Annotated in this window: 25 protein-coding genes and 1 tRNA gene; 14 read left to right on the forward strand and 12 right to left on the reverse strand. The window is 72.4% G+C overall.

Features of this window, described 5'->3' with window-relative positions; genetic code table 11:
- The first annotated feature begins 8 nt into the window (after window positions 1-8).
- The gene (locus tag AB0367_RS21320) at window positions 9-896 is read left to right on the forward strand and encodes an SDR family oxidoreductase (protein ID WP_366228093.1); all 888 of its coding nucleotides are present in this window, start codon (window positions 9-11) and stop codon (window positions 894-896) included.
- A gap of 385 nt (window positions 897-1,281) precedes the next feature.
- Here AB0367_RS21320 and AB0367_RS21325 read toward each other — a convergent pair whose 3' ends face one another.
- The 7 genes from AB0367_RS21325 to AB0367_RS21355 all read right to left on the reverse strand — a co-directional run bounded on the left by AB0367_RS21325 (window position 1,282) and on the right by AB0367_RS21355 (window position 7,669).
- Complete coding sequence (locus AB0367_RS21325; RefSeq protein WP_366228094.1) at window positions 1,282-2,544, reverse strand: VWA-like domain-containing protein; 1,263 nt, start codon at window positions 2,542-2,544, stop codon at window positions 1,282-1,284.
- 179 nt (window positions 2,545-2,723) lie between these two features.
- Window positions 2,724-3,902, reverse strand: coding sequence for an AAA family ATPase (locus tag AB0367_RS21330; protein ID WP_366228095.1), 1,179 nt, complete (start codon window positions 3,900-3,902; stop codon window positions 2,724-2,726).
- A gap of 84 nt (window positions 3,903-3,986) precedes the next feature.
- Window positions 3,987-5,147: a gala protein gene (locus AB0367_RS21335; RefSeq protein WP_366228096.1), complete on the reverse strand. Its 1,161-nt coding sequence runs from the start codon at window positions 5,145-5,147 to the stop codon at window positions 3,987-3,989.
- 30 nt (window positions 5,148-5,177) lie between these two features.
- Window positions 5,178-5,252, reverse strand: a tRNA-Met gene (locus AB0367_RS21340).
- Window positions 5,253-5,332: 80 nt separating this feature from the next.
- The gene (locus tag AB0367_RS21345; protein WP_366228097.1) at window positions 5,333-5,782 is read right to left on the reverse strand and encodes a hypothetical protein; all 450 of its coding nucleotides are present in this window, start codon (window positions 5,780-5,782) and stop codon (window positions 5,333-5,335) included.
- Between the two features lie 28 nt (window positions 5,783-5,810).
- A complete protein-coding gene (locus tag AB0367_RS21350) occupies window positions 5,811-6,401 on the reverse strand; it encodes a sigma-70 family RNA polymerase sigma factor (protein ID WP_366228098.1) in 591 nt (196 codons plus the stop codon).
- 98 nt (window positions 6,402-6,499) lie between these two features.
- Window positions 6,500-7,669: a S8/S53 family peptidase gene (locus AB0367_RS21355; RefSeq protein ID WP_366228099.1), complete on the reverse strand. Its 1,170-nt coding sequence runs from the start codon at window positions 7,667-7,669 to the stop codon at window positions 6,500-6,502.
- 115 nt (window positions 7,670-7,784) lie between these two features.
- Here AB0367_RS21355 and AB0367_RS21360 point away from each other — a divergent pair, with 115 nt between their 5' ends.
- The 6 genes from AB0367_RS21360 (at window position 7,785) to AB0367_RS21385 (ending at window position 15,873) form a co-directional block, all read left to right on the forward strand.
- A complete protein-coding gene (locus AB0367_RS21360) occupies window positions 7,785-10,532 on the forward strand; it encodes an ATP-binding cassette domain-containing protein (protein WP_366228100.1) in 2,748 nt (915 codons plus the stop codon).
- 341 nt (window positions 10,533-10,873) lie between these two features.
- Window positions 10,874-11,608 (forward strand): dienelactone hydrolase family protein, encoded by a 735-nt coding sequence (locus AB0367_RS21365; RefSeq protein ID WP_366228101.1) that lies wholly within the window; start codon window positions 10,874-10,876, stop codon window positions 11,606-11,608.
- Window position 11,609: 1 nt separating this feature from the next.
- Window positions 11,610-11,888: a DUF6295 family protein gene (locus AB0367_RS21370; protein WP_366228102.1), complete on the forward strand. Its 279-nt coding sequence runs from the start codon at window positions 11,610-11,612 to the stop codon at window positions 11,886-11,888.
- A gap of 215 nt (window positions 11,889-12,103) precedes the next feature.
- Window positions 12,104-13,990, forward strand: coding sequence for an AMP-binding protein (locus tag AB0367_RS21375; protein WP_366228103.1), 1,887 nt, complete (start codon window positions 12,104-12,106; stop codon window positions 13,988-13,990).
- A gap of 63 nt (window positions 13,991-14,053) precedes the next feature.
- Window positions 14,054-14,629: an ATP-dependent Clp protease proteolytic subunit gene (locus AB0367_RS21380; RefSeq protein ID WP_366228104.1), complete on the forward strand. Its 576-nt coding sequence runs from the start codon at window positions 14,054-14,056 to the stop codon at window positions 14,627-14,629.
- 29 nt (window positions 14,630-14,658) lie between these two features.
- Entirely contained in the window at window positions 14,659-15,873 is a 1,215-nt protein-coding gene (locus AB0367_RS21385; RefSeq protein ID WP_366228105.1) for a serine hydrolase domain-containing protein, read from the forward strand.
- On the opposite strand, the gene AB0367_RS21390 is transcribed toward AB0367_RS21385, so the two are convergent.
- Window positions 15,870-16,577, reverse strand: coding sequence for a hypothetical protein (locus tag AB0367_RS21390; RefSeq protein WP_366228106.1), 708 nt, complete (start codon window positions 16,575-16,577; stop codon window positions 15,870-15,872). The genes AB0367_RS21385 and AB0367_RS21390 overlap by 4 nt on opposite strands.
- A gap of 367 nt (window positions 16,578-16,944) precedes the next feature.
- Between AB0367_RS21390 and AB0367_RS21395 the strand changes: the two genes are divergently transcribed.
- The gene (locus AB0367_RS21395) at window positions 16,945-17,403 is read left to right on the forward strand and encodes an STAS domain-containing protein (RefSeq protein WP_366228107.1); all 459 of its coding nucleotides are present in this window, start codon (window positions 16,945-16,947) and stop codon (window positions 17,401-17,403) included.
- On the opposite strand, the gene AB0367_RS21400 is transcribed toward AB0367_RS21395, so the two are convergent.
- Window positions 17,348-18,016 carry a pentapeptide repeat-containing protein gene (locus AB0367_RS21400; protein ID WP_366228108.1) on the reverse strand — a complete coding sequence of 223 codons (669 nt, stop codon included), beginning with the start codon at window positions 18,014-18,016 and terminating at the stop codon, window positions 17,348-17,350. The two genes, AB0367_RS21395 and AB0367_RS21400, sit on opposite strands and share 56 nt — an antisense overlap.
- A 52-nt stretch (window positions 18,017-18,068) precedes the next feature.
- On the opposite strand from AB0367_RS21400, the gene AB0367_RS21405 reads away from it, so the two are divergent.
- From AB0367_RS21405 to AB0367_RS21420, 4 genes are all read left to right on the forward strand, one after another.
- Window positions 18,069-18,680 carry a TetR family transcriptional regulator gene (locus AB0367_RS21405; RefSeq protein WP_366228109.1) on the forward strand — a complete coding sequence of 204 codons (612 nt, stop codon included), beginning with the start codon at window positions 18,069-18,071 and terminating at the stop codon, window positions 18,678-18,680.
- A 105-nt stretch (window positions 18,681-18,785) separates the two neighbouring features.
- Window positions 18,786-19,613 (forward strand): CAP domain-containing protein, encoded by an 828-nt coding sequence (locus AB0367_RS21410; protein WP_366228110.1) that lies wholly within the window; start codon window positions 18,786-18,788, stop codon window positions 19,611-19,613.
- Between the two features lie 169 nt (window positions 19,614-19,782).
- The gene (locus tag AB0367_RS21415) at window positions 19,783-20,649 is read left to right on the forward strand and encodes a DUF4397 domain-containing protein (RefSeq protein WP_366228111.1); all 867 of its coding nucleotides are present in this window, start codon (window positions 19,783-19,785) and stop codon (window positions 20,647-20,649) included.
- Window positions 20,650-20,668: 19 nt separating this feature from the next.
- Window positions 20,669-21,352: a class F sortase gene (locus AB0367_RS21420; protein ID WP_366228112.1), complete on the forward strand. Its 684-nt coding sequence runs from the start codon at window positions 20,669-20,671 to the stop codon at window positions 21,350-21,352.
- Between the two features lie 717 nt (window positions 21,353-22,069).
- Here the strand turns inward: AB0367_RS21420 and AB0367_RS21425 are convergent.
- On the reverse strand, window positions 22,070-22,501 hold the full coding sequence (locus AB0367_RS21425) for an SsgA family sporulation/cell division regulator (RefSeq protein ID WP_366228113.1): 432 nt from the start codon (window positions 22,499-22,501) through the stop codon (window positions 22,070-22,072).
- A 666-nt stretch (window positions 22,502-23,167) separates the two neighbouring features.
- Here AB0367_RS21425 and AB0367_RS21430 point away from each other — a divergent pair.
- Both AB0367_RS21430 and AB0367_RS21435 read left to right on the forward strand, forming a co-directional pair.
- On the forward strand, window positions 23,168-23,548 hold the full coding sequence (locus AB0367_RS21430) for a TIGR02611 family protein (protein ID WP_366228114.1): 381 nt from the start codon (window positions 23,168-23,170) through the stop codon (window positions 23,546-23,548).
- A gap of 332 nt (window positions 23,549-23,880) precedes the next feature.
- Window positions 23,881-24,237 carry an Lsr2 family protein gene (locus AB0367_RS21435; protein ID WP_366228115.1) on the forward strand — a complete coding sequence of 119 codons (357 nt, stop codon included), beginning with the start codon at window positions 23,881-23,883 and terminating at the stop codon, window positions 24,235-24,237.
- 1,274 nt (window positions 24,238-25,511) lie between these two features.
- On the opposite strand, the gene AB0367_RS21440 is transcribed toward AB0367_RS21435, so the two are convergent.
- Both AB0367_RS21440 and AB0367_RS21445 read right to left on the reverse strand, forming a co-directional pair.
- The gene (locus AB0367_RS21440; RefSeq protein ID WP_366228116.1) at window positions 25,512-25,928 is read right to left on the reverse strand and encodes an Hsp20/alpha crystallin family protein; all 417 of its coding nucleotides are present in this window, start codon (window positions 25,926-25,928) and stop codon (window positions 25,512-25,514) included.
- A gap of 99 nt (window positions 25,929-26,027) precedes the next feature.
- Complete coding sequence (locus AB0367_RS21445) at window positions 26,028-26,237, reverse strand: hypothetical protein (RefSeq protein WP_366228117.1); 210 nt, start codon at window positions 26,235-26,237, stop codon at window positions 26,028-26,030.
- Window positions 26,238-26,281 lie beyond the last annotated feature (44 nt).

The following is a 26,281-nucleotide window of genomic DNA, read 5'->3' on the forward strand; positions in this document are numbered from 1 at the left end:
GGACCCGCTTGAAGCGCAGCCTGTCCGGCCAGGTGGTGCTCGTCACGGGCGCCGCGCGCGGCATCGGCGAACACACCGCCCGCGAGGCCGCCGCCCGCGGCGCCCGGCTCGCGCTGGTCGGCCTCGAACCGGAGCGGCTCGAGGCGCTGGCCGCGCAGCTCGACGCGGTCTGGTTCGCTGCCGACGTGACCGACCAGGCCAGTATGGCGGCCGCTGTCGAGGGGGTGCTCGACGCGTATGGGCGCATCGACGCCGTCGTGGCCAATGCGGGCGTGGCCAGCCGCGGCACGGTGGCCACCGGCGCCGTCGAGGCCCTCGTGCGTACCGTCGAGGTGAACCTGATCGGCGTCATGCGCACCGCCACGGCGTGCCTGCCGCACCTCATCGCCGCGCGCGGGTACCTGCTCATCGTCTCCTCGGCGGCCTCGTTCGTCGCGCTGCCCGGGATGGCGCCGTACTGCGCGTCGAAGGCCGGCGTCGAGCACTTCGGCAACGCCCTGCGCGTTGAGGTCGCCCACCACGGCGTCGCGGTCGGCACCGCGCACCCGTCGTGGGTCGACACCGACCTGGTCCGCGACGCCCAGGACGACCTGCCAGCCTTCAAGGACACGCTGCGCCGGCTCCCGCCCCCGCTGGGCTCCACCACCTCGGTCGAGCGCTGCGCGGCCGCGTTCGCCGACGCCCTGGAGCGCCGCCGCCGCAAGGTGTTCGTGCCGCGCGGCGTGATGTTCGTGTACTGGCTGCGCACCTTCCTCGGCAGCCGCCTGGTGGAGAAGGTCATCGAGTCGCAGGCCCGGCGCAGCGTTCCGGTCATGGAGGAGCAGGTGCGCTCGCTGGGCCGCGGCTTCGGCGCGCACACCGTCACCGCGCTGCCCGAGCCGCCCTCGCCCGGGTAGATCGCGCACGGCCACGACCGCTGAGCCCGCCGAGAGCGTCAGGCTAGGCATGCCGGACGGACGCGCCCCGACCTCCGCTGGCCGGCACCGGGCTCGACAACGCCGCCAAGCTTGACCTGCTCGCGATCGTCGACGCGTACGCCGTCGGCAGTGCGCTGCGCGCCGCCAACGCCCGCGGCCTCGGCGAGACCGACCCGGCCGCGGTCGAGGCGATCGCCGTCTACGACATGCGCCAGCTGCGCACCGGCCGCTTCCCGCACACCACCGCGCTGCTCGCCGGCCGCGACCCGCGCGACGCCGAGGCGACCGGCCCGCCGGCGGACGAGGCCGTGCCCTTTGCCAGCCGTCGGACCTCGCCCGACGGCTGGCCGGGGCGGGGCCGAGATCAGGGGCGCGGGGACGCGAGGGCCGGGTGGCCGGTGATGTGGATGGCCTCGATCCACGACGGTGGCGTCGGAGGGTGCTCGCCGACCAGGCCGGCGATCAGGCGGCAGCCGGTCGGTTCGGCGGGCCAGGGGGTCACGCCGTCGGTGAGGACGACGATGATGTTCGGTGGGTCCGGCGCCGCGCGGGCGCGTTCGATGCCGACCCGCATGTCGGTGCCGCCGCCACCGCCGAGCTGGACCTGGTCGGCCTTCGTTACGCGGGTCACGGCGTGTACGTCAGCGTCGCACGCCAGCACCGACACGCGGTTGCCGCGGATGCCGACGGCGCGCAGCACGCCGGTCACCTCGCCGAGCGCGGCGCCCAGGTCGTCAGCGCTCATCGAGCCCGACGTGTCGATCACGATCGCCACGCGGGGGAGCGGGCGGCGCAGGCTGGGCAGCACCACGCCGGGGAGGGCGCCGCTGCGGCGACCGGGGCGCGCATACGTGTAGTCGACCGCCCCGCTGGCCCACGCCACCGCCTGCCGCAGCGCCCCGGTCAGCAGCCGCCGCCAGTCGATCACCGGCTCGGCGATCTCGTTCGCCCACCGCTGCCAGCCCGCCGGGACGGTGCCGCGTGAGCGCACGTGCGCGCGGATCGCGCCTGCGGTCTGTCGCCGGATCGCATCCGCCTCGACCGCGCGCACGGCGGGCGCCCCGTCGGCGCCGAGCTCGCCCGCCACCGGGCCGTTGTGCGCGCCCGAGCCGCACTGCACGTGCGGCACGGGGGAGCGCGGAATGCCCGCCAGGTATTCCTCGAAGAGCCGCCCCGTCTCCAGCCCGAACGTCTTGGGCTCCACCCGGTCGACCGGCAGCGCCAGCCCGTCCTCGAGCAGGTCGTCGTTGATCTCGCAGTCCTGGGCGAGGTTGACCCGGTGATGGTCCTCCCGGTCGGCGTTCACCAGTCGGCCTGCCCGCCCGTGGTGGTCGCGCAGGAGGTGTGCCACCTCATGGATCCACACCCCGGCCAGCTCCTCGACGGAGTAGGCCGCGACGAAATCCGGATTGACGTAGAGGCGCCAGTGCCGGTCGACGCCCATCGTCGCGAGGTGCCAGGCCGGCACGACGGACAGCGAATAGAGCGCCGATGCCAGGTAGGGCCGTTGTGTCGCCGCCCGGTATCGCGCCGCGAGCAGCCTGGTCCGGTCGAGCACGCTCCCCGCCGCGGGCCGCCGCTCAAGCTCCGTCGGGTCCACGACGGGCACGGCCCGTTCGTCCGTCACGCCGCTCGGCATCGCCGCGGCGGCTGGCAAACCGGGCGGGGAGCCGCCGGGCGAGGAGGCGACCGCGGTGGGCGAGCCAGCCGCGGACGCGCCCATGGGTAGGGACCCGGATGAGGTCGCGGTGGCGGGCGGGGACGTGGCCGGGGGCGGGGAGTCGTCAGGTGGGGACGCGGCAGCGGTCACCGCAGTGCACCCGACAGACGGAGGATGTCGACGAACGCGTCGATCGTCGGCGGGACCGGCCAGGACCGTTCGCGCATGGTGGCCAGGTCGGTGGCGGCGCGGGCGGCCACGTCCGGCACGCCCGCGTCGACGGCCTTGGCCAGCACCGTCCACGCGGCCTCCCAGCGGGGGCGGCTGGTGTCGGACTGGACCGCGGAGACGACCGCGGTGAGGAACGCCAGCTGGCGGTCGCCGCGGTCGGGCAGGGCGAACGCGTCCGGGTTGGCCAGGACCCGGTTCGGGTCGGGCAGGTCGAGCTCGTCGAGGTAGTTGATGAGCTCGAGACCGGCGCCGTCGCCGATGGCGCCGATGAGCGCATTCGACAGGGCCTCCCGCGACGCGTCGCTGGCCAGGGCGAAGGTGAGCAGGCGCAGGGCCATCTCCCAGGTGCGCGGGGACGGCCAGGCGCCGCCGCGGGCCTCGGCGTCGGCCGGCAGGTGGTGGGTGAGGCCGGGGCGGGCGGTGAGGAAGCCCGACAGCGTGCCGCGGGCGCGGGCCAGCGCGGAGCCGGCCCGGCGCGGGTCGATGCGCGGGATGTCGGCGGTGGGCCAGGTGCCGGCCAGGCCGCGGGCGACCACCGCGGGGTCGTGCGTCCAATGCAGGTGCACGAACCGGTTGGCCAGCGGCGGGCTCAGGTGCCAGCCGTCGGCGGCGCTGGCGGGCGGGTTGGCCGCGGCGACCACCCGGACCCCGGGCGGGAGCTCCAGGCTGCCGACTCGCCGCTCGAGCACTACGCGCAGCAGCGCGGCCTGCACGGCCGGCGGCGCGGAGGACAGCTCGTCGAAGAAGACCAGGCCGACGCCGCGGCGGGTGAGCCGGACCGCCCAGTCCGGCGGGGCCATCGGCACGCCCTGGGTCGCCGGGTCATCGCCGACGACCGGCAGGCCGGCGAAGTCGGACGGCTCGTGGATGCTCGCGATGACGGTCTCCATCGGCACCTCGAGCCGGTCGGCGAGCTGCTGCAGCGCGGCCGACTTGCCGATGCCGGGCTCGCCCCACAGCAGCACCGGCAGGTTGGCCGACACCGCCAGCGCCAGTGCCTCCAGCTGGACGTTGTCCCGCCGCTCCACCCTGCTCGCGCGTGTCGCCGCCAACAGTTCGTCCGCCGCCGCCAGCAAGGTCGATGCCTCCGTCATGCCGCAGACAGTAGCGAGGGGGTACGACAGAAAAAGCGGGCCAGCGTGGCATGTGCCGGCGCAGGCGGGCGGCGGCCGCCTCGATCACCGGTACACGCTCACGATCTCGCTCGCCAGCGGGGGCTCATGCTCGGGCAGCAGCTCGGCGATGGCGCGCTTGACGCGGCGCGGTACGCCGGGACCGAGCGTGAGCCGGCGCAGCGCGGTGCGGCCGCTCTGGACGGCGGCGAGCAGGAGCTTGGCGCCGCGGCCGCGCACACCGGTGTGCCGCAGATCGAGGCGGCGCAACGGGCTGCCCGGCAGCGCCTCCGCGAGCACCGCCGCGCCGGGGTCGCCGATCGTGTTGTCGACGGCGCCGAGCACGCGCAGCGACTGCGGCCGGCTGAGGTCCAGGCCGTCCAGCAGCGGCAGGCGCGCGGCGACCGGTCCGGCGTCGGTCAGGCCGTTGCCGCCCAGGCCAAGCGTGGTACCGCCGGATGAGAGATCCGACAGCAGCCGGGCGACGCCGTCGTCGCCGAGCCGGTTCGCGGCGAGGAAGAGGCCCGTCACCCCGCACTCCGACAGCAGCCGGCCGAGCAGGGGCGCGGCGGACGGTCCGAGGCCGTTGCCGCCGAGGAAGACGCGGGTCACCGGCCGCGACCGGGCCGCGAGCGCGTCGACCAGCCGCGCCAGGCCGGCCTCGGACAGCCCGGTGTTGACGAGGTCGAGAGTCGAGATCGACGAGTTGCTGCGCAGCATCGCCGCCAGCGACTCGATCCCGGCGTCGCCGAGGGGGTTGCGCTTGAGCCACAGCGCGGTCACCGTCGAGTCGCAGGCGAGGCGCTCGAACAGCGGCTCCGCGCCGCCCGCGTCGATCGCGTTGCAGCCGAGGTACAGCGTCTGGACACCGTGGCCGGGGGCGAGGGCCGCGGCCAGGGCCGCCGCGCCGGGCGCGCCGAGGCCGTTGGTTCCCAGCAGCAGGTGTACCGCGTGTGGCGAGCCCACCACGCGGTCCAGCACCCGGGTCACGCCGTCGGCGCCGAGCCCCTGCTTGCAGAGGTCCAGCCGTCCGTCGGGCTGGAGCGTGCCCAGCGGGAACCGCTCGGTGCCGGCGACGTCCGCGGGATCGGCCAGCCGTGACAGGAGCGGCTCGAGGAGCGTCAGATCCGCCTGCGGTACGGCAGGAGCCGCCACCATCGGACACGCGATCTCTACCACCGCACCACCCTCCCGCGCCGCCCGCTCATCGGCGGGGTCCAGCGGCACCGCAGTATGGTAACCAGCTGGCGGAAGGGGGCGGACCGACCGGAATCGAACCGGCGTCCTCCCGAATTATGAGTCCGGGCGCGACGACCTCTGCGCTACGGCCCGCCTCGACCGCGAATCTTAGCGACACACCCCCGCAAGAAGGTGCGCCCGGCTGCGCCGGAAAGACGGGTTCGCGGCGATCCCTACAGTTGCACCCATTCTGTGCGGACCGGCACGAATGCCCCGTCGACCTCTGGTTCGCAGCGCAGCCGCACCGGGCCCGGCGCGACGCCCTCGAACCGGAAGCGCCCCTCGGCGTCGGCCGCCGTCTCGTGCGACCCGCCCGGCGACTCGACCACCACCCGCGCCGCGACGACCGGCGCGAGTTCGCCGACCACGTCGACGGCGCCCGCACGCGAGGTCACCTGCACGTCAATGGTCAGTGCGCCGCCGAGAAACGTCAGCACCCGCGGCGTGCCGCCGCGGACGGCGATCAGCCGATTGAGGGAGTCGCGGACCAGCTCGGCCAGGGCCGCGTCGGGGTCGCGCCACGCGAGACTCGCCCGCGCGGCGGCCAGGACGGCGGGTGGCACCGGGTCGTGCCGGCCGGCGATCTCACGCAGTGAGCTCAGCACCTCTTCCTCCCCGATCATCGGGTCGGCCCTGCCCAGCAGCAGAGGCTCATGTCGAAGCCGCCAATCGTCGGCGCAGCGTGCCCAGGCAGCGCTTGCGGGTCGGACCGATACTGCCGATCGGCACGTTGAGCGCGGCCGAGACCTCGGCGTAGCTCGGCGGCGGATCGGCGATGAGCACCCGCAACAGCTGCTGGCACTGGCCGGACAGCGCACGGAACTCCTGCCAGAGCTCGGCGTCGCGCTCGTCGCGCAGCACACTCGCGTCGGGCTCGTCCTCGACCCGGTCGAGGCCGATCTGGACCCCGAGGTGGCCGACGAAGTCACCGGCCGAGCCCGCGGGGACGTCGCGGCCGCCCTTGCGCAGCAGGGCGATCGCCTCGCGGCGGGCCGTGGTGGCGAGCCAGGAGCCGAGCTTGTCGGCGTCGCGCACGTCGTCGACGTGTTCGACCAGGCGAAGCCAGGTCGCCTGGCACACATCGGCGGCGTCGGACCGGCCGAGCTGGTAGCTGCGCGCCACCGACCAGACGAGGTTGGCGTATCTGTCCACAATGGACTCCCACGCCCGTTGGTCGCCGCCCGCAGCCGCCCGCAGAAGTGCGGCGTTTGCGTGCTCACCAGTACTTTCGGGGTCGGCCATGGCTCCGAAGGGTAGCATCGTGGCCCCCGGGCGACGGGGCGCGGCGACCAGCATGCCGCACCCCGTCACCCGCCTCCCCCTGGTGCGATGCATGGCCCTCACGCCACCCCGGCACAGCGGCCGAACCGCAGGCCCGCCCCGGCGACGACGGCCTCCGCGGCGAGCCGGGCGGATCCGGCCGCCGGCAGCGCGTCGGCGATCGCCGCGGCGACGAACGGCGCGGCGAACGACGTCCCGCTCCACCTCGCCCAGCCGTCCGGAAAGCTCTCGTGGTGCACGAACGTGCTGACCACGTCCGCGCCCGGGGCCGCGAGCGTGACCCACGTCCCGGTGTTGCTCCACTCACAGATGCGCCGGCCGTCGTGGGCGGCGACCGCGACCACGCGCCGCCGCCACGGCGCGCTCGTCCCGGCGTACGCGGCCGGCCAGAAGGGCCGCTCGCGTCGGCCGTCGTTGCCGGCCGCCGCCACGACCACCCGGTCGCCGCTGGTCAGCAGGCCCTCCAGGGCCGCCGTCAGCAGGACCGGAGGCCGATCGTCGAGCGTGTATCCCCCCAGCGAGAGGTTGATGATCGGATCGTCGCCCGCCTGCCGGAGCGCCGCGACCAGGTCGCTCTCCCGGCAGACCCCGAACGTGTCGACGATCCGCATCAACCTCGGCTGTACCCGCCGTGACCGGCCCAGCATGACCCCGGCGACGAAGTTCGCATGCCCCGCGTCGCCGTCCCTGATCTCGTCGTCGCCGACGCCCGCGTCCGACTCGTAGTCCTCCGTGACGTACCGGTCCTTCGGCAACGGGCTGTTCAACCACACGCCGGCGTCCAGCACCAGCACCCGTATCCCGTCGGTGTCGTCCGGCGCGGTGAGCACCCCGGGCGGCGCCGGGCGCGGCGGCCCGTACGGCCCGGCGTGCTCGAACGCCGTCGACACGAAGACGTGATTGGGTCCGGCGGCCACCCGGATGTCACCGGCCGCCTCGGCCTGCACGCGCACGCGCCGAGCGGCCCGCGCGACGTCCAGGCCGGCCAGCCGCACCCGCCGGAATCCGTCCGGGACATCCCCCTCCTCCATGATGTCCCGACCGGAGAAGCCCTGCTCGGCGAACGCCTGCCGTGCGGTGGCGAAGTGGTCGTCGAGCACCAGCAGCTCATCGGCGACGAAGCGCACCGGCGTGCCGTCCGTCCGGTCCTCGCGGCGCACCCAGGACAGGCCCCCCAGCCGTCCGGCCCGCCGGGAGCGCCACTCGTCCGAAGGGGTGTCCGCCGCCATGGGCTCCTCCTCACCGTTTCGTCGTCGGTCTCGACACACATGAGGAGCGGCAGCGGGTTCCTGATACACCCACCCCCGCTGTTTCTTGTCGTACCCCCACGGCATGATGTGCGCCGTGGCGAGCATCGATCAGCGGACGGTGACCCGAGAGCTCACCGTCCTCGAGGTGAGCAGCGGGGACAAGACGGCTGTCGTCCGGCCGGACGACACCGTGACCATCGGCCGCGACACTGCCAACGACCTCGTGGTCGAGGGCGACCTGATCTCCCGCCGGCACGCCGAGGTGATCTGGAACGACGACGGCTGGTTCCTGCACGATCTCGAGAGCCGCAACGGCACCTTCGTGGCGGGGGAGAAGGCCGCGTATGTCGCCGCCACCGACGGCGGCGAGGTCCACCTCGGCTCGGCCGACGGGCCGCCGGTGCGGTTCAAGGTGGTCACGACCACCGAGCAGCTGGCGGTCCAGCCCTCGCCGCCGCAGCTGCGCGAGGCGACGCGGCACGAGTTCGGCACCGGCCGCATCCGCATCGGCCGCGGCGCCGACAACGACATCGTCCTGAGTGACCTGCGCAGCTCGCGCGACCACGCCGAACTGCGCCGCACCCCGACCGGCTTCGAGGTCGTCGACCTGGGCAGCCGCAACGGCACGTTCCACAACGGCCGGCAGATCACCCGCCAGGACGTCAGCGCCGGCGACCTGATCTCGATCGGCCGGCACGAGTTCATCTTCGACGGGGCCCGGCTGCACGAGTTCGAGGACGCGGGCCCGTCCTCGCTCATCGCCGACGACCTCACGGTGCGGATCAAGGACGCGGTCCTGCTCGACGACGTCAGCTTCGCCCTGGCCGAGGGCAGCGTGCTCGCCGTCATCGGCCCCTCCGGCTGCGGCAAGTCCACCCTGGTCAAGGCGGTCGCCGGGCTGCGCCCCGCCACCCAGGGCGCGGTGCGCTACGACGGCCGCGACCTCTACGCCGACTACGCGGAGCTGCGCTACCGCATCGGCATGGTCCCGCAGGACGACGTGCTGCACCGCCAGCTCACCGTGCGCCGCGCGCTGCGCTTCGCCGCCGCCCTGCGCTTCGCCGACGACGTGCCGCGCAAGGAGCGCCGAGCCCGGGTCACCGAGGTGCTCAAGACCCTCAACCTCACCGAGCGGGCGAAACAGCGCATCGACAGCCTCTCCGGCGGCCAGCGCAAGCGCGTCTCCGTCGCCCTGGAACTGCTCACCGAGCCCTCCCTGCTCTTCCTCGACGAGCCCACCTCCGGCCTCGACCCGGCCCTGGACAAGGAGGTCATGCAGGAGCTGCGCCAGCTGGCCGACCGGGGCCGCACGGTCGCCGTCGTCACGCACAACGTCATGCACCTCGACCTGGCCGACCGCGTCCTGGTGCTCACGGTCGGCGGGCGAATGGGATATTTCGGGCCGCCCGGTGAGCTGCTGGACTTCTTCGGCGCCGAGGACTATGCGGAGGTGTTCCGCGAGGTCACCAGCAACGCCGGGCACTGGGTGCGCAGATATCGCGCCTCCGATCTCTACGAGCGCTACGTCACGGACCAGATCGCGGAGGCGCCGCCGCCGAAGCCGGAGGCGGTCGAGCGGGTGAGCGCCTCCGTCCCGGCCCAGCGCACCGCCGCGCCGTCCGCGGGGGTCGCGTCCGCCGTCGCCGGCGAGTCGACGGCCGGGCAGGCGATGCCCGCGCGGCCGGCCGCGCGGGCCGGGTCACCGACGGCTGAGCAGCAGCTGCCGCCCCGCCCCCGGCTCGACGCGCGGGCCGAGTCGCCGACGGCCGAGCAGCAGCTGCCGCCCCGCCCCCGGCTCGACGCGCGGGCCGAGTCGCCGACGGCTGAGCAGCAGCTGCCGTCCCGCCCCGCCCCGGCGACCGTGGACCTTCCCGCTGTCGGTGCCGGCGGCGGGACGCCGGGCGGCTCCGCATCGGGCGGCCGGGATGCGGGCGGTGCGGACGTGGGCGGGCGCCCTGCCCCGGCGATCGGCCGGGCCCGGGTCAAGCTCGGCGGGGCGTCGCTGCGCAGCCGGGCGCTGCACCCCGCGGCGCCGGTCCGGCAGTTCCTCACGCTCTGCCTGCGCATGCTCTGGGTGACCGCCGCCGACCGCGGTTTCAGCGTCTTCATGGTCGGGCTGCCGCTCGCCCTCGCGCTGCTCACCCGCACCGTGCCGGGAGACAACGGGCTGGCGCCGGGCCTGACGCGGTTCAGCCTGGAGGCCCAGCGGCTGCTCGTCGTGCTCGCCGTCGGCGCCGCGTTCCTGGGCACGGCCGCCGCCATCCGCGAGATCGTCAACGAGTCGACGATCTACAAGCGTGAGCGCGCCGTCGGCCTGTCCGCCGGGGCGTATCTCGCCTCCAAGGTCTTCGTCTTCTCCCTGATCATCATCGTGCAGACGGCGCTGTTCACCTGGCTGGCGCTGCTGGGCAAGAAGCCGCCGCTGGCCCCGCTGATCCTCCCCAAGCACTGGCTCGTCGAGATCACCATCCCGGTCGCCCTGGTCGCGCTGGCGTCGATGGCGTTCGGCCTGCTGGTCGGCGCCCTGGTGAAGACCACCGAGCAGACCACTCCGGTGCTCGTCGTCGTGGTGATGGCCCAGCTCGTGCTCTCCGGCGGCCTGTTCGAGCTCGACGGCCAGAAGGTCCTGGAGCAGATCTCCTGGCTCTTCCCGACCCGCTGGGGCCTGGCCGGCGGCGCGTCGACGGTGGACCTGCAGTCCATGATCCCGTTCAAGGACTCGCTGTGGGAGCACACGACGGGCGCCTGGTGGCGCTCGGTGTTCATCCTGCTCGTCCAGATCGTCCTGCTCATCGGCCTGGCTCGGCTGGCCCTGCGCCGCTCGGAGCCCGGCCGTCACTGACGCCTTCGCGCCGGCGCCCGCCTCCCGCGGGCCCGGCGCGCAGCACCTCGACCCGCCCGGCCGCCCCGCCGGGGTGGTCGCGGTGCGGGCCGCCCGGCGCTCGCGCTGAGTGGCGGCTGGGCGAATTGCGCGTAAAGGGGCGCCGGCCGGTGGCGGAAGGCGCACCGTGAGACAAGGCGCGCCTCGGCTCGCGCTGCGGAGCGTGCGAGACAAATCGTGCGAATCACGGTGGCCGGGTGTGACGGGCGTCGCGTGAACCGGTTGGCCCGGCTGGGGATATTGTTCGCTTGGCTAAGTAAAACTGCCGCGCAGGCGGGCGAGAACGACGGAGAGAGAAGACGATGTCAGACGCGATCCGTGCCGAGACCGTGTTCATCGGTGAGGAGCAGATCCAGGCATACCAGGCCCGGCCGCTCGACGCCGGGGCGGTTCCCGGCGTCGTGGTGATCCACCACCTGCCCGGATACGACGAGGCCACCAAGGAGATCGTGCGCAAGTTCGCCGCGAAGGGGTATTCGGCGATCTGCCCCAACCTGTTCTGGCGCGAGGCGCCGAACGCCGCGCCCGACGACGCGTCGGCCTTCGTGCGCGGCCAGGGCGGCATCCCCGACGAGCAGATCATCCGCGACGTGGCGACCGCGGCCGCGGCGCTGCGCGCGCTGGACAACGCCAACGGCAAGGTCGGCGCGATCGGATACTGCTCGGGCGGACGCCAGGCACTGCTGGTCTCCACGGCGGTCGACCTGGATGCCGCCGTCGACTGCTACGGCGCGTTCGCGCTCGAGGCGCCGCCGGCCGGCGTGGGGCTGAAGGCGCAGCCGATCAAGGACCGCCTGCAGGACGTGCGCTGCCCGGTCCTGGGCCTGTTCGGCGACGACGACAAGTATCCCGCACCGGAGGAGGTCGCCCGCCTCGCCGAGCTGATGGCCCAGCACGGCAAGAGCTTCGAGCACCACAGCTACGAGGGCGCCGGCCACGCGTTCTTCTCGGTCGACCGCCCTTCGTACCGTCCGCAGGCCGCCGTCGACGGCTGGCAGCGCGTCTTCGCGTTCTTCGGTCAGCACCTGGAGGCCTGACATGTGCACGTACGAGACGGAGACCGTCGACATCGAGGGCGCCGGCAAGGGCGCGGAGGGCTGGTTCGACCTGACGCGGGCCGCGGTGTATGTCGATCACCCGCAGCGCGCGCCGTTCGGCCACACCGTGAACATCGACTTCGCGAACCCGGCCGAGGGCCCGTCGGCGCGGGTCGCGGTTGAGCTGACGGAGGAGGCGGCGCTGGCGCTCGTGGCGGCGATCCAGCGCGCCATCGCCCACGCCCCGGCCGGTCTGGCCAGCGCGAACGCCCCGGTCTGACGCCGGCGCCGACACCGCGGCAGCGGCCGCGGTGTCGGTCCGTTCACCGAGCCGCCCCGCGACGTGAGGCCCGCAGAAACAGGCCCCGGCTAAGAGGCCCAGCAGAAGCGGCCCGGCAGAACAGGCCCCGTGGAACAGGCTCGCGAACGGCTCGCACGAAGGCGAGGGCCCATGGACCCTACCCAAACGCGGGCGGGGCGGAGCAGGATCGGAAGATGGGCGCGTACCGCGACACGTACCATCGCAGCCTCACGGACTCCGAGTGGTTCTGGCGCGCCGCCGCCGCGGGCGTGGACTGGACGCGGATGCCGATGCGGATCCTGGACGCCGACCGTCCGCCGTTCTTCCGGTGGTTCCCCGACGCCGAGCTCAACACCTGCCACAACGCCCTCGACCGGCACGTGCACGCCGGGCGCGGGGAGACGACCGCGCTGGTGTACGACAGCCCGGTGACGGGGACCGTCCGGCGGTACACCTTCCGGGAACTGCGCGACGAGGTCGCCGTCTTCGCGGGTGCCCTGCGCCGGCTGGGCGTGGGCCGGGGCGACCGGGTCGTCATCTACATGGCGATGGTTCCCGAGGCCGTCGTCGCGATGCTCGCGTGCGCGCGGCTCGGCGCGGTGCACTCGGTGGTGTTCGGGGGCTTCGGGCCGAAGGAGCTCGCCGCGCGCATCGACGACGCGCGCCCGAAGGTCGTCGTGGCCACCTCGTGCGGGATCGAGGCGAGCCGGATCGTGCGGTACAAGCCGCTGCTGGACGCCGCGCTCGACGAGGCGGAACACCGGCCCGGGCGCTGCGTGATCCTGCAGCGCGAACAGGCGCCGGGCGAGCTGCGCGACCGCGACGTGACCTGGGCGGACGCGGTGGCGGGCGCCATGGCGGCCCAGTGCGTGCCGGTGGCGGCGACCGACCCGCTGTACGTCCTGTACACCTCCGGCACCACCGGGCGCCCGAAGGGGATCGTGCGCGACAACGGCGGCCACGCCGTGGCGCTGACCTGGTCGATGGCGAACATCTTCGACTGCGGCGCCGGCGACGTGTTCTGGGCCGCGTCCGACGTCGGCTGGGTCGTCGGGCACTCCTACATCGTGTACGCGCCGCTGCTGGCCGGTGCGACGACCGTGCTCTACGAGGGCAAGCCGGTCGGCACCCCGGACGCCGGCGCGTTCTGGCGGGTGGTGCGGGACCACGGCGTCAACGTGCTGTTCGCCGCGCCGACCGCGATCCGGGCGATCCGCAAGGAGGACCCGGACGGCGCGCGCATCGACCGCGCCCGCACGAAGTCGCTGCGCGCGCTGTTCATGGCCGGTGAGCGCCTCGACCCGCAGACGTACGAGTGGGCCGCGCAGCGCCTCGGCGTGCCGGTCGTCGACAACTGGTGGCAGACCGAGACCGGGTGGCCGATCGCGGCGAGCCCGCGCGGCCTGGAGGCGATGCCGATCAAGCCGGGTTCGCCGTCGGTACCCGTGCCCGGCTTCGACGTGCGCGTGGTCCTGCCGGACGGGTCGGACGCACCGGCCGGCACCGAGGGGTCGATCGTCATCCGGCTGCCGCTGCCGCCGGGCTGCCTGCCGACGCTGTGGGGCGACGACGAGCGGTTCGTCGGGTCGTACCTCAGCGCCTTCCCCGGCAGTTACCTGACCGGCGACGGCGGCCGGTTCGACGAGGACGGGTACCTCTTCGTCATGGGCCGCACCGACGACGTCATCAACGTCGCGGGTCATCGGCTTTCCACGGGGGCGATGGAGGAGGTGCTGGCCAGCCACCACGCGGTCGCCGAGTGCGTGGTCATCGGCGTCGAGGACGAGCTCAAGGGCCAGGTGCCGCGCGGCTTCGTGGTGCTCAAGGCCGGCCTCGAGCATCAGGAAGCCGCGCCCGGCACGGTGGCGGCCGAGCTGGTTCAGCTCGTGCGCGAGCGCATCGGGGCGGTGGCGAGCCTGCGCAGCGTCCAGGTCGTCGCCGCGCTGCCGAAGACCCGCTCCGGCAAGATCCTGCGCCGCACCATGCGCGGCATCGCCGACGGGCGCGAGGAGCCGGTTCCGTCGACGATCGAGGACCCGGCGGTACTGGACGCCCTGCGTCAGGTGCTACGGCCAAGCTGAGAGCGAACACGCTCACGGCGAACGGGGGTCCCGAGCGGGGGCGGCAGGCCCTACCGTCGAGGCATGGCCGACCTTGACATCCCGTTCGACAGCTCCGTGTTCGACCGGCTGCTCAACAAGCGCATCATCGTCCTCGGCACCGAGGTCAACGACGAGAGCGCCAACCGCATCTGCGGGCAGCTCATCCTGCTCGCCGCCGAGGACCCCGACAAGGACATCAGCTTCTGGATCAACTCACCCGGCGGGGCCGTGCACGCCGGGCTGGCGATCTACGACACGATGCGGTTCATCCGCAACGACGTGTCGACGGTCGTCATGGGCATGGCCGCCTCGATGGGGCAGTTCCTGCTCAGCGCCGGCACGCCCGGCAAGCGCTACGCCCTGCCCCACTCGCGGGTGATGATGCACCAGCCGTCGGGCGGCATCGGCGGCACGGCCGCGGACATCGCCATCCAGGCGGAGCAGATGCTGTTCACGAAGAAGACGATCCAGCGGCTCATCGCCGAGCACACCGGGCAGACCGCCGAGCAGATCGGGGAGGACTCCGACCGGGACCGCTGGTTCACGGCGCCCGAGGCGCTCGCGTACGGATTCGTGGACCGGGTCGTCGCGGCCGCCGACCAGCTCGCCCTTTCCTAGGCCGCGCGGGAGGACCTACAGTCCCCGGGGTGAGCATCCAACCCGAAGTGGCGCCAGCGCAGGCCGGATTCGACGCGCGGCGGCTGGCCCGCCTGGACGCCCACTTCGCGCGGTATGTCGACGACGGCCGCCTGGCCGGCTGGCAGCTCACCGTCGCGCGCGACGGCCAGGTGGTGCACAGCAGCGTCTACGGCCACCGCGACACCGAGGCCGGGCTGCCGGTCGAGCCGGACACCCTCTGGCGGCTGTACTCGATGACCAAGCCGATCACCTCGGTCGCGGCGATGATGCTGTGGGAGGAGGGGCGCTTCGAGCTCACCGACCCGATCGCCGGGTGGCTGCCCGAGTTCCGTGACATGCGCGTGTACCAGAAGGGTTCGGTGAGCCAGCCGTTCACGGTCCCGGCGACCGAGCCGATCCGGGTGTGGCACCTGCTCACCCACACCTCCGGCCTGACCTACGGCTTCCTGAACACATCCGTCGTCGACGCCCTGTATCGCAAGGCCGGCTACGACACGTCCAGCAAGCCCGGCGCCGACCTGGCCGAGACGTGCCGCGACTACGCCGCCCTGCCGCTGCTGTTCCAGCCCGGCACCGCCTGGGGCTACGGGGTGAGCACCGACGTGCTCGGCCGGCTCATCGAGGTGATCTCCGGGGTGTCGCTGCCCGAGTTCTTGCGCACGCGGATCCTCGAGCCGCTGGGCATGGGCGATACCACCTGGTCGGTGCGGCCGGGCGAGCCGCGGATGGCCGCGCTGTACGTCCCGGCCCCGCACGGCCGCCGGGTGCGTTTCGACCCGATGGGCAGGTCGGCGTACGAGGAGCCGGCGGCCCCGTCGGGCGGCGGCGGCCTGATCTCGACCGCCGCCGACTACCAGCGGTTCATGAACATGCTGCTCAACCGGGGCGCGGGCCTGCTCGGTCCGCGCACGCTCGGCTTCATGACCCGCAACCACCTGCCCGGCGGCGCCGACCTGGACACGCTGCAGACCGGCGGCTTCGCCGAGACCTCGTTCGAGGGGGTCGGCTTCGGCCTGGGCTTCGCCGTGGTCCGCGACCCGGTGCCGGCCCGGGTGTACAGCTCCCCGGGCACGTTCTACTGGGGCGGCGCGGCGAGCACGGCCTTCTGGGTGGACCCCGTCGAACGGCTCACCGTCGGCTTCTACACGCAGCTCGTGCCGTCCAGCACATACCCGCTGCGCTCCCAGCTGCGCCAACTGATCTACAGCGCCCTCACCGACTAGACGAAGGACAGGTTGCCGCCCCCGGTGGCCACCTTCAGCTTGTGCACCGAGCCGGCGTCGGTCTTGACCGTGCCGCTCTGCTTGCCGCCGTCGAGCTGGGCGTCCAGCGCGTACCCGTCCGAGGTCAGCCGCAGGTTGACATTGCCGCCGCCGCTGTCGATCTCGATGCGGTCCGGCGCCTGGGTGATCTTCAGGTCGATCGGGCCGCCGCCGGTGCGCGCGGTGAACTCCGGCGGGGCCAGGCCCTCTCCGGACAGCGCGCCGCCGTCGGACTGCACGTCGATGAGGCCGGTGAGGCCGGTCATGGCGATCCGCCCGCCGGAGCTGTCCAGCCGCACGCTGAGCGTCGAGGGCATCTCGATCTCGTACGAGATCGAACAGTCGTTCTTCGGGCAGCCGGTCGAGGCGAGGATGAGCTCGCCGCCGTCGATGGTCTGCTTGCGCCCCGGCTTGTCGGTCTTGTACCGCTGGATCTCCGTCACCTTGATCGTGGGCCCGGCGCCGACCTTGATCGTGATCGCGCCGCCCTCGCTGTCCACCGCGACGACGCTCACGTCGTCCTTCACCTCGAACGAGCTGCTGGCGCTCTGCTCCGGCGCGTCCTTGCCGGGCGTCGCCGGCGCGGGCTCGGGGCTTGCGCAGGCGCCGAGGGCCAGCAGGGCGACGGCAGCGGGGGCGAGGACCCGCAGGGGCAGTGACTTCACGGGGCTCAGCTTTGCACGCGGAGCGCGACGATCTTCGGTAGGGTCGCCGCCGTGAACCTTGTCGATTCCGCCTACGTCCGGGCCGAGGCCAACGGGTTCGGACTGTCCTGCGAGCCGCCCGTCGGACGGCTCCTCGCCACGCTCGCGGCCGCCCTGCCGCCCGGCGCGAGCCCGACGCCTTCAAGGTCCGGCAGGACCTGGTCCGCAGGACCCTGTTCGACGACCCCGGGCTGGTCTGCGTGGAACTCGAGCACGGCACGGGCGTGATCATCGGCGTCCGTCGGCCCATCACAGGCTGAACGGCCCCGCGGGGGTCGGCCACCCGGCCGCTGACACGCGGCGGTCGCGGTGGGTACGGTCAGCAATGATGAGTGCGGTCGTGCTGGCCCTGGAAGGGCTGCTGGTGGACGGGACGGCGGAGACGATCGAGCCGGTGCTCGCCGGGCTCCTCGTCGCCGACAAGCCCCGGCTGGTGCTCGACGTGTCGCAGGTGACGGTGTGTGACACGACCGGCGCGGCGCTGCTGGTCACCGCCGCCGGCATGGCCCGCGACCGCGGCGGCGAGCTGCGCCTGGCCGCCCCCTCGCCGGCGATCCGCTCGTGGCTGCACATCGCCGCCGGGATGAGCGGGATCGCCACGTTCGCCTCGGTCGAGGGTGCCCTGGACGCCGACCCGCGCGACCTGCTGGGCACGGCCGCGCAGCCGGTCGCCGCCTGCGTCGACGACCCGCCGGCGCGCACCCTCCCGCACGGTCGCCCGCGCTGGCGGGTCAACCCTTCGGGCCGCGCACGATCACGCCGAGGTCCCGCATCACGGCGTCGGTGAGCCCGGGCAGCTGGGCCGGCTCGATCGTCACGCCGCGCAGGCTGCTCATCCCGCTGACCTCGGACAGCTGGTTACCGCGCAGGTCGGCGCCGCGCAGGTCGCAGCTCTCGAACGACATCTGCCGCAGGCGGCAGCCCTGCATCGCCGCATGGGGCAGCACGCAGTCGCGCAGGTTGGTGTTGACCAGCACGCAGCCCACGAAGCCGGTCGGGCCGGCGGTGCTGACGTCGTCGAGGGAGGCGCCGTCGAGCCGGCAGCCCTCGAACAGCACGTCCGACAGGCGCGTCTCGGCGAGATTGGCCCACGTCAGCTTGCAGCCGACGAAATGCACCCGTTCGAGGGTGAGCCCGGTCAGCCGCGCGGCGGTGAAGTCGACCTTCTCGAACCGGCACCCGCTGATCGCCACGTCCTCCCACACAACCCCGTTGAGGTCGAGATTTTCCAGGTGGGACCGGCGCAGGCGGGCGTCGATGAGGTTCGTGCGGATGGCGCGGCCGGTCTGCACGTGGGCCTCGTTGAGATTGCCGCCCCAGGGCGCGCTGACCGGCTCCAGCTCGCCCGGGTCGAAGACCGGCAGCTCGATGTCGATGTCATGCACGGTGCGCAATGCCACGTACCTCACCGTAGAGGTTTCACCGGCGGTCCGGCACGTAGGCTGTCAGGTCATGAATGATGCTGGGGTTCGGCAGCGGGTGGACGGACGGACCATGCGGGCGGAGCGGACCCGGCAGGCCATCACGGACGCACACCTCGCGCTGCTGGAGGAGGGCGACATGCGCCCAACCGCCGAGCGGATCGCCGAGCGCGCCGGGGTGTCCCTGCGCGCGCTGTGGACCAACTTCAAGGACATGGAGGGCCTGTTCGCGGCGGCCGGCGAGCGGCTGATGCAGCGGCAGCGCGCGGAATTCAGCCCGATCCCGCCGCAGCTGCCCCTGCCGGAGCGCATCGAGCGGTACTGCGCCCAGCGCGCCCGCCTGCTGGAGCTCATCGCCCCGGCCGCCCGCGCCGCCCGCATCCGCGAGCCGTTCTCCGCGCAGTTGCGCAAGAGCCGGGCCTGGTATCTCCAGACCGCCCGCGACGAGATCGAGACGCTCTTCGCCCCGGAACTGGCCGCCGCCGGCCCGGCCCGCGGCGAGGTGCTCGACGCGCTCATGGCCAGCGCGACGTTCGCCGGCTGGTCGATGTGGCGCGACGACCTGCACCTGGACGTGCCCACCGCCACGGCCGTGCTCCGCCGGGTCGTGAGCGCGCTGCTGACGGCCCCGGCCGTGGCATAAATTTGGCTTAGACCGCCGTTAAATCGCCTTCCACGATCGTCTTTCGTGTCCGTGGCCTTCTAGTGTCTGTTGCGGCTGCGTCGCTGCGTGATCATGGAGGCCTTGGTGTCAGCGTTCGGTGAAGGCGACCCGGACCGTTATGACCCATACGCCGTGCACGCGGCCGGCGCCTTCGACGGCGGCGCCGAGGAGCACATGCCGCGGCAGCGGCGCGGCTCGCGCATGCTCGTGGCCGCCGTGATCGGCACCATCGCCCTGATCGTGGTCGGCGTCGTAGCCTTCGCCGGCTCCCTGGTGATGTCGCGCACATCCAGCCAGGCGCCGCGGTCAGACGTGGCCGGCGCCGCCTCGGCCGAGCCCGGGGGCCTGTTCGGCGGCGCGAGCGGCGACCCGTCGGCCGTCAGGTCCAGCGACCCCACCGAGAGCACGACCGCCTCGCCGGACCCGACGCCGACGCCGACGAAGCAGGCCACGCAGACCACGCCACCGGCGAAGCAGACCACGCCGCCCGCGAAGCCCAAGACCACGGCCGCCACCCAGGGTGGCAACTCGGCGTACGAGGCGAAGGTCCTCACGATCGTGAACGCCGAGCGGGCGAAGGCCGGCTGTCAGCCGCTCGCCTACAACGCGAAGCTGCGGGCCGCGGCGTACAAGCACTCGGCCGACATGGCGGCACGCGACTACTTCTCGCACGACACCCCGGAGGGGGTCTCGTTCGCGACCCGGATCACGAACGAGGGGTACCGCTGGTCGAACGCGGCCGAGAACATCGCCAAGGGGCAGAGCACGCCCGAGGACGTCATGAACGCGTGGATGAACAGCGCCGGGCACCGCGCCAACATCCTCAACTGCAAGCTCAAGGACCTCGGCGTGGGCCTGGCCTACCAGGGCAAGAGCCCGATCTGGACCCAGGACTTCGGCACCGGGATGTAGCCGCCGGGCATTGATCAACATCCACGAATGGGTAGCGCGTTGCTCAACGACGTGCCAGACTCACCGCGATCAGTGCCTATGGTGCCCGTGCGGATTACTCATGTTCGTTCCCCCGGGCGCGCACGACCCGCTTCAAGCATCGCTGTACTCCACAGCAGGGGGTCCAAACGTGTTCGCTGCTCCCCAGCGACGGCGACTCGCGGCGTTGGTCGCGGCGGCGCTGGCCGGCGTGGGACTGACGGTGCTGGACGCCTCCCCGGCCGCTGCGGCCGGGGTCGGCTACGTCCGCCTCGCCCACCTCTCGCCCGACACGCCCGCGGTCGACGTTTATCTCAGCTCGGTCTCCGGCGCCATCGCGCAGCAGAAGTTCGACGCCGTCGGGTATGGCACCGTCTCGAAGTACCTGCCGTTGCCGCCGGGGACGTATGCGGTGGCGATGCGCAGGAAGGGCGACCCGTCCTCCGCCGCGCCGGTGCTGAGCACCCAGGCGACGGTCGAGGAAGGCAGGGCCTACACGGTCGCCGGCACCGGCAGGTTCGCGGATCTGGGCCTGCGCGTCATCGTCGACGACCTGGGCCTGCCCGAGGCCGGCACGGCGAAGGTGCGGGTCGTCCAGGCCTCGGTCAAGCAGCCGATCCTGGACGTCGCCGTGGCCGGCGGCGCGCGGATCGCCGATGGGGTGCAGTTCGCGACCACCACGTCGTACCAGACCGTCGAGCCCGGCCGATGGACGCTGCGGCTGACGCAGCCCGGCGTGACCGGCACGGCGACGACGTTGGCCGCCCAGCTCAAGGCGGGCGCGGTGTACTCGCTGATCATCCTCGACGGCAGCGGCGGGCTTACCGCGCAGTTGCGCACCGACGCCTCCAGCGGCGGCGTGCCCGAGGGCGGCGTGGACACCGGTGCCGGCGGCACGGCCGGCGAGCACGGGATGAGCCCGCTGCTGCCGATCGGCGGCGGCGCGGCGCTGGTGCTGCTCGCGGTGGCCGGCGGCCTGTCCTGGCGCCGATCCCGGGTTCGCGCGGCGGCGGTATAGCCCGCAGGACGTTCGAGCCGTGGGCGAGTCGGGGAGGGTGCTCAGGCATCGGGCGCCGCGCCGGCGCCTGAACCTGACCGCCGCCCGCCGGCGCACGCCCGCGCTCATCGGGTGCGTGCTGGCCCTGGCCGCGCCCGTGTACATAGGCGCTGCCACCCTCATCGGGCGCCGGGTCGGCATCGACGCCGGCGGCTCGACGTGGATCGTGCCGCACCGCATCGACCTGGCGGCGCCCGATGCCGAGCCGGGCGCGCCGCCGACCCGGCTGCGCATACCGTCCCTGGCCGTGGACACAGCGCTGGAGACCCTGCGGATGGACGGCTCGGGGGTGCTTTCCGCGCCCGAGGTGTACGGCGAGGCGGGCTGGTTCGCCGGCGGCACCGTGCCCGGCGAACCAGGCCCGGCGGTGCTCGCCGGCCACGTCGACTCCAAGACCGGCCCGGCCGTGTTCTACCGGCTGCACGAGCTCAAGCCCGGCGACACGGTGGACGTGCGGCGCGGCCTCGTGCAGCCAGGGGAAGGGGGCTGGCTCACGTTCCGGGTCACGGCGAGCGAGCACTACGCGAAGGCCCGGTTTCCGAGCGCGAAGGTCTACGGCCCGACGCCCGTGCCGGAACTGCGGCTGATCACGTGCGGCGGGACGTTCGACGAGAGCAGTCACTCATACCGCGACAACCTCGTCGTCTACGCGGTGCTGCAATAGCCGGTGCGGGAAGTTTTGGGTCGGTGTGCCAGGTCGCCTCGCGGCGATAGGCGCGACACGGCTCCAGCCGAACGGTATTCCGTGAAGGCAGTGTGGTGAGGCCCGGGGACACACAGCACACCGACTCCATGAACAGTAGCGCGCCTGCGGGGGAGTGTCCCGCGATCCAGGCATGCCAGAAATCACAGGCTTGATTTGGTGGCGGTCCGCCCGGCCGCGCTCACCCGGGCCGGGTCAGATTCTGCCGGCCACGGTCTCGCGCTGGAGGGCGGCCCTATCAGGGCCGTCCGCACCGGGCAGCCCCTCGCGCTGGGCTGTGCCGATGCGTCCGCACCGGCCGGGCCTTCGGGTAGCCGGTTCGGACCGTTCGTTCGTCGCCGGCCTCGTAGGCGGGACCGGCTTGCCATCGGGCGTGTCGGCGAAGCCCGGAAACGGCGCCGGGCGCCACGCCCGGCCCTCGCTCCCCGCAGCAGGCGGATGCTGGGGGAGGATGGGCCGGCGTGGCGCCCGGTGTCGCCCGTCCTGGTGATGCCGCACCTTGCCGGTGCCGCGCTTCGGCACGGTGGTGCTGCGGGGTGTACCGCCCGTGGTGTGCGTGCTCGCCCGGGAGCTGCCTCCTCGTGCCGGCTCCCGGCGGCGGTGACACTTCGCGCTCGCTCGCTCGACGGCGGGGCGGGTGGTGCCGCGGGTGGCACCGGCGAGATCGTGCGATGGGGCTCAGCGACCGGCGAGCAGCCGGTTCACGGCACTGTCGACGTCGAGGTGGTCGGTCTCGTGCCCGCGTGGCACGACGCTGTACGTGCGGCGCAGGAAGCGCACCAGCACGCTGCGGGGCACCTCGAACAGCGCATTGCCGTCCGGTGATGACAGGGCCAGGGCGACGAAGTCGCCACGCGGCCCGTTCCACGGCCAGACCCGCACGTCGCCGATGCCCGCCGGCTCGTCCAGCCCGGTGAACAGCAGCTCACGAGCGAACGACCAGCTCACCGGCTCGCCCCCCGCCGACTCGGCGTGGAAGAGGACGTGCACCGCGTACGGGTCGTTCGGGTCGTAACGCAGGCTGGCTCGCACTGGCAGCGCGGTCGCGTCGGGCGCGACGAGTCGTAGGGATGTCTCGACCTCGACGGTCGATGGTCGGATAGCGCTCATGTCGTACTCCCCCCGGCACCGCTTGCGGAGCATGCCGTGCCCCGCCTCTCCTATGTTGAGGCGATTCCCAGTATTACGCGTAGTGATTCTACGATCTCACCCTGTAGTGTTCTAGGTCCGATTTGCCGTCAAACCAGACATCATGCGTTTGATGTCCAGTCTTCTGGGCGCGGTCGGGGTCCTTGACGTGACGTGTGGGCCGTACGCCAATTCATTCCGGTAACGTCCAGTGGTCCATGGGAGTGACGGGTCATCGAGTGAGTGGAACGAGAATTGCGCGGTAGTGAGGCGAACGGGTCGGGCGTTACGCCTGATTCCGGACGCCCGGCCGCACGCGAGGGTGACTTCCGGCGTGTCGCTGCCGCGGCCGATGAAGGCGCGGTACCGGTCATCGACCCGACTGGTTCGCCCGATCTTGCCCCACCTGAACGTGACTTGGGTCATTCGTCCGTTTCCGAGGCGTATTCGGGGCGTTCCGCCGACCTTGCGGGAGATGGTCCGGCGGCCTGCGAGGCTGGTGACGCTGCTGCTTTTCGTGGTATCGACGGTCACAGTGGCCCTCATGACGGTGGCGACGGCCCTCGTGACGGTGGCAGCGGTCGCCGTGACGGTGGCGGCGTTCGTATCCCCGGAGCCGCGCCCGAGCCCGAGTCCGGGGCGCGAGCCGTGGCGGCGAGCTCCTGGCGGGAGCGGGCCGGTCGCGCGCGGGCCGCGATGCTGCGGCTGCGCGAGCGCGCCAATGCGACCTCGCTGGGCCGGCTGGTCGTGAAGGTCACGGTCGCCGCGCTGGGCACGCTGATCATCGCCGTGGGTGTGGTGCTGCTGCCGCTGCCGGGCCCCGGCTGGGTGATCATCCTGAGCGGCCTGGCCCTGCTGGCGATGGAATTCCGCTGGGCGCGGCGGTTGCTGTACTTCACGCGCGAGCAGCTGCTGCGCTGGACCCGACTCGTACGGGAGGGTTCGTGGCTGGTGCGGATCGTATCCGTCGGCGGCCTGCTCCTGGTGGTCGGTGGGGCGTTGCTGCTGTCGCTGCGGATGCTCGCCTGACTCCACATCCGCGATCTTCTGGATCGCGAGGGTGAGTTCCACCCATCCTGCCGGGGTGGCTCTGTCCGGTGTGGTCCTTCCCCCAATATCGCCGCGTTGCCTTTACCGATCGTGTGCGTTTCGTGTTGTATGCGTTTCGTGACATGCTGATTTAGGTGGCGGGTGCGCGAAAGGGCTACTGTGGAGGTAATCTCTCCGAGTCCCGCGTAGTATGTCGCCAAGTAACTTGTTTGTGTCCGAATGATACGGCCGGTGCGCTCAGTGCCGAGGTCCGGATCGGTTACGTACACATCGGTTCTGTACACCTGGGTACCACCGAGGAAAGGCCACTCATGGCAAAACGCGTCATCCACGAGCTGATCGATGACATCGACGGCAAGCCCGCCGCCGAGAGTATCGTGTTCGCGCTCGACGGCGTGCAGTACGAGATCGACCTGTCCGCGGCCAACGCAGTCAAGCTGCGCGACGCGGTGGCCCCTTTCGTCGCCGCCGCGACGAAGATCGGCCGGGGCGGTGTGGTCGCGACCTCGCGGGGACGCGAGGTCCGAGGCCGCAGCGTGACCCGCGGCGATCGCGACCAGAACCGTGCGATCCGCGAATGGGCGCAGGCCAAGGGCATCGACGTGTCCGATCGGGGTCGCATCAAGCAGGACATCGTCGACCGGTATCACGCGGAGGCCGGTCGCTGATCGGTGCTTCACGGCCGTCCGCACGGGCTTCGTGCGGCCGTGACGACGCCTTCCGGGCCGCTTCGGCGGCTCGGAACGGTCGTTGTGGCGGCGTCGCCAGCATGATGGCCCGTCGAGACGGCGGGCCATCCCGGTGTCGGTAGGGCGGCTTGCGGGCCCGCACTCGCGGTGCCTCTCGCTGTGCCGCCGGGCGGTGTGAACGTACGTACGTGGGCGGGCTGGGTGCGTGATTCAAGCACCTAGCCCGCCCGTTTTTTCACGTGCATGTTCGGCCCCATTCCTAAGGCCATACGTCCGATTTGCTGCCGTTACGTGGCCCGGATTTGCGCGTCACGGCCGGCATTGCATGCTTGCCTCCGCCCACGCGGGTCCGCTTGGTTTGCCGCGGACGGCGGGCGCGCATTGCCGATCGATCCGGTGTACTTGCCCGTCCGCCCCGCCCCGCCCCATTGGCGACGGGACCGCGCGGGTCCGCTTTGCCCGGCGGCCGGGGGCGGCTTTGGTCGCCTTTGCTGACCGCACGGCGTCGTTAGCACCGCGCCGGCTGCGGACTCCAGGCCCGCCTAGCAAGGCATTTAGCCAGAGGGCCAATTACGCCGGACGCTCACCGCGGGCGCGGTGAGAATAACCGACTGTGGCGACGCCGATCGATTAGGAATGCGTGCAAAAACGCGAAGGGGTCGCGACCCGTCTCGGGTCGCGACCCCTTCGCGGGCGTGGATCGAACCTCGTCAGGCGCTCGGAAACACCGGCTCCGGCGTTCCGGTCGGCTTGGCCGCTCTGGCCGGCTCGGTCGCCCTGGTCGGGGGCACCCCGATGCCGGATCGACACTCGGGCCGGTCGCCGCGATCGGGTGGTAGCCCGTTCGGCACTGCCCTGGCCGGCGTGCCCGGGCGGGCCCGTTTGGCATGGCTTGCTTGGCGCTCTACCCGTTTGGAATGTTCTGTTCCGTGTTCTGTTCTGTTCGGTGTGTCCGGGGTTCTGTGTGCCGTTCTGTGCGGCGGGCTGACCGGCTCGGGCGGCATCGCTTGGCGCGCAGCTGAGGCGACACCGTGGGACGGCCGGTCGCCCGGCGGCATTGCTGGACCGCTGTCTGGGCGACTGGTTCGGCGCCGGGGCTGCCTTGATCACGGAGTGCTCGTGTACCAGGGGGTACACGAGCACTCCGTGATCAAGGGGGAAGTGTCCAGTGCGAGCCGTGCCCGGGCGATTTGCCCGTTCATCCGGTCTGGATGGCGTTGACGCTGGGAGCCGGCCGGTCCGGCCGGCTTGGATCAGGCGTTCGCCAGCTCGCGCTGCGAGGTGTTGATCTCGATCTTGCGCGGGCGAGCCTTCTCGGCGACGGGGATGCTCAGGGTGAGCACGCCGGCGTCGTAGCTGGCCTCGAGGCGGTCGGTGTCCAAGGTGTCGCCGAGGACCAGGCGGCGGGTGACGGTGCCGGCGGCGCGCTCGGTGATGACGCGGCGGACGCCCTCGCGCTGGGTGCTGGTGCGCTCGGCGCGCACGGTGAGCACGTTGCGGTCGACGGTGGCGTCGATCGTGGCCGGGTCCACGCCGGGCAGGTCGATCTCCACGTAGAACGTGTCGCCGTCGCGGTAGGCGTCCAGCGGGGCGGCGACTCGGACGGCCGGCCCGCCGAAGAACTGGTCGAACGCGTCGAAGGTCCGGAACGGGGCGGTACGCAGCAACATGGTGAGTCCCTCCAAGATTGAGCCCGTATCACTCAAGTCGTACAACGGACGGGGCGCCCACCCTCTTCCGTCCGTGAACGTGACATGAGTCATCTAGACTCAACTTTGGCCACACGGCCCTGCCGCGTCGTTCCTCGTGGTTGTGGTGCCGGTCTTGGTGATCGCGGACGACAGGTAGTCGCGCACGGTGCTCTCCGACAGGTGCGGGCGGGCGGCGATATCGGCGGTGGCCAGGGCTCTCTTGGCCCGGGTGAGCTCGGCGGTCAGGCCGGTCTCGTGGTATCCGGTGACCGCTTCGCGGATCTCCACGTCCGTCTCGACAGCACGGCGACAAATGTCCTGCGAATATTGAT

This window comes from Dactylosporangium sp. NPDC051484, assembly GCF_040689395.1.
Classification (GTDB): domain Bacteria; phylum Actinomycetota; class Actinomycetes; order Mycobacteriales; family Micromonosporaceae; genus Dactylosporangium.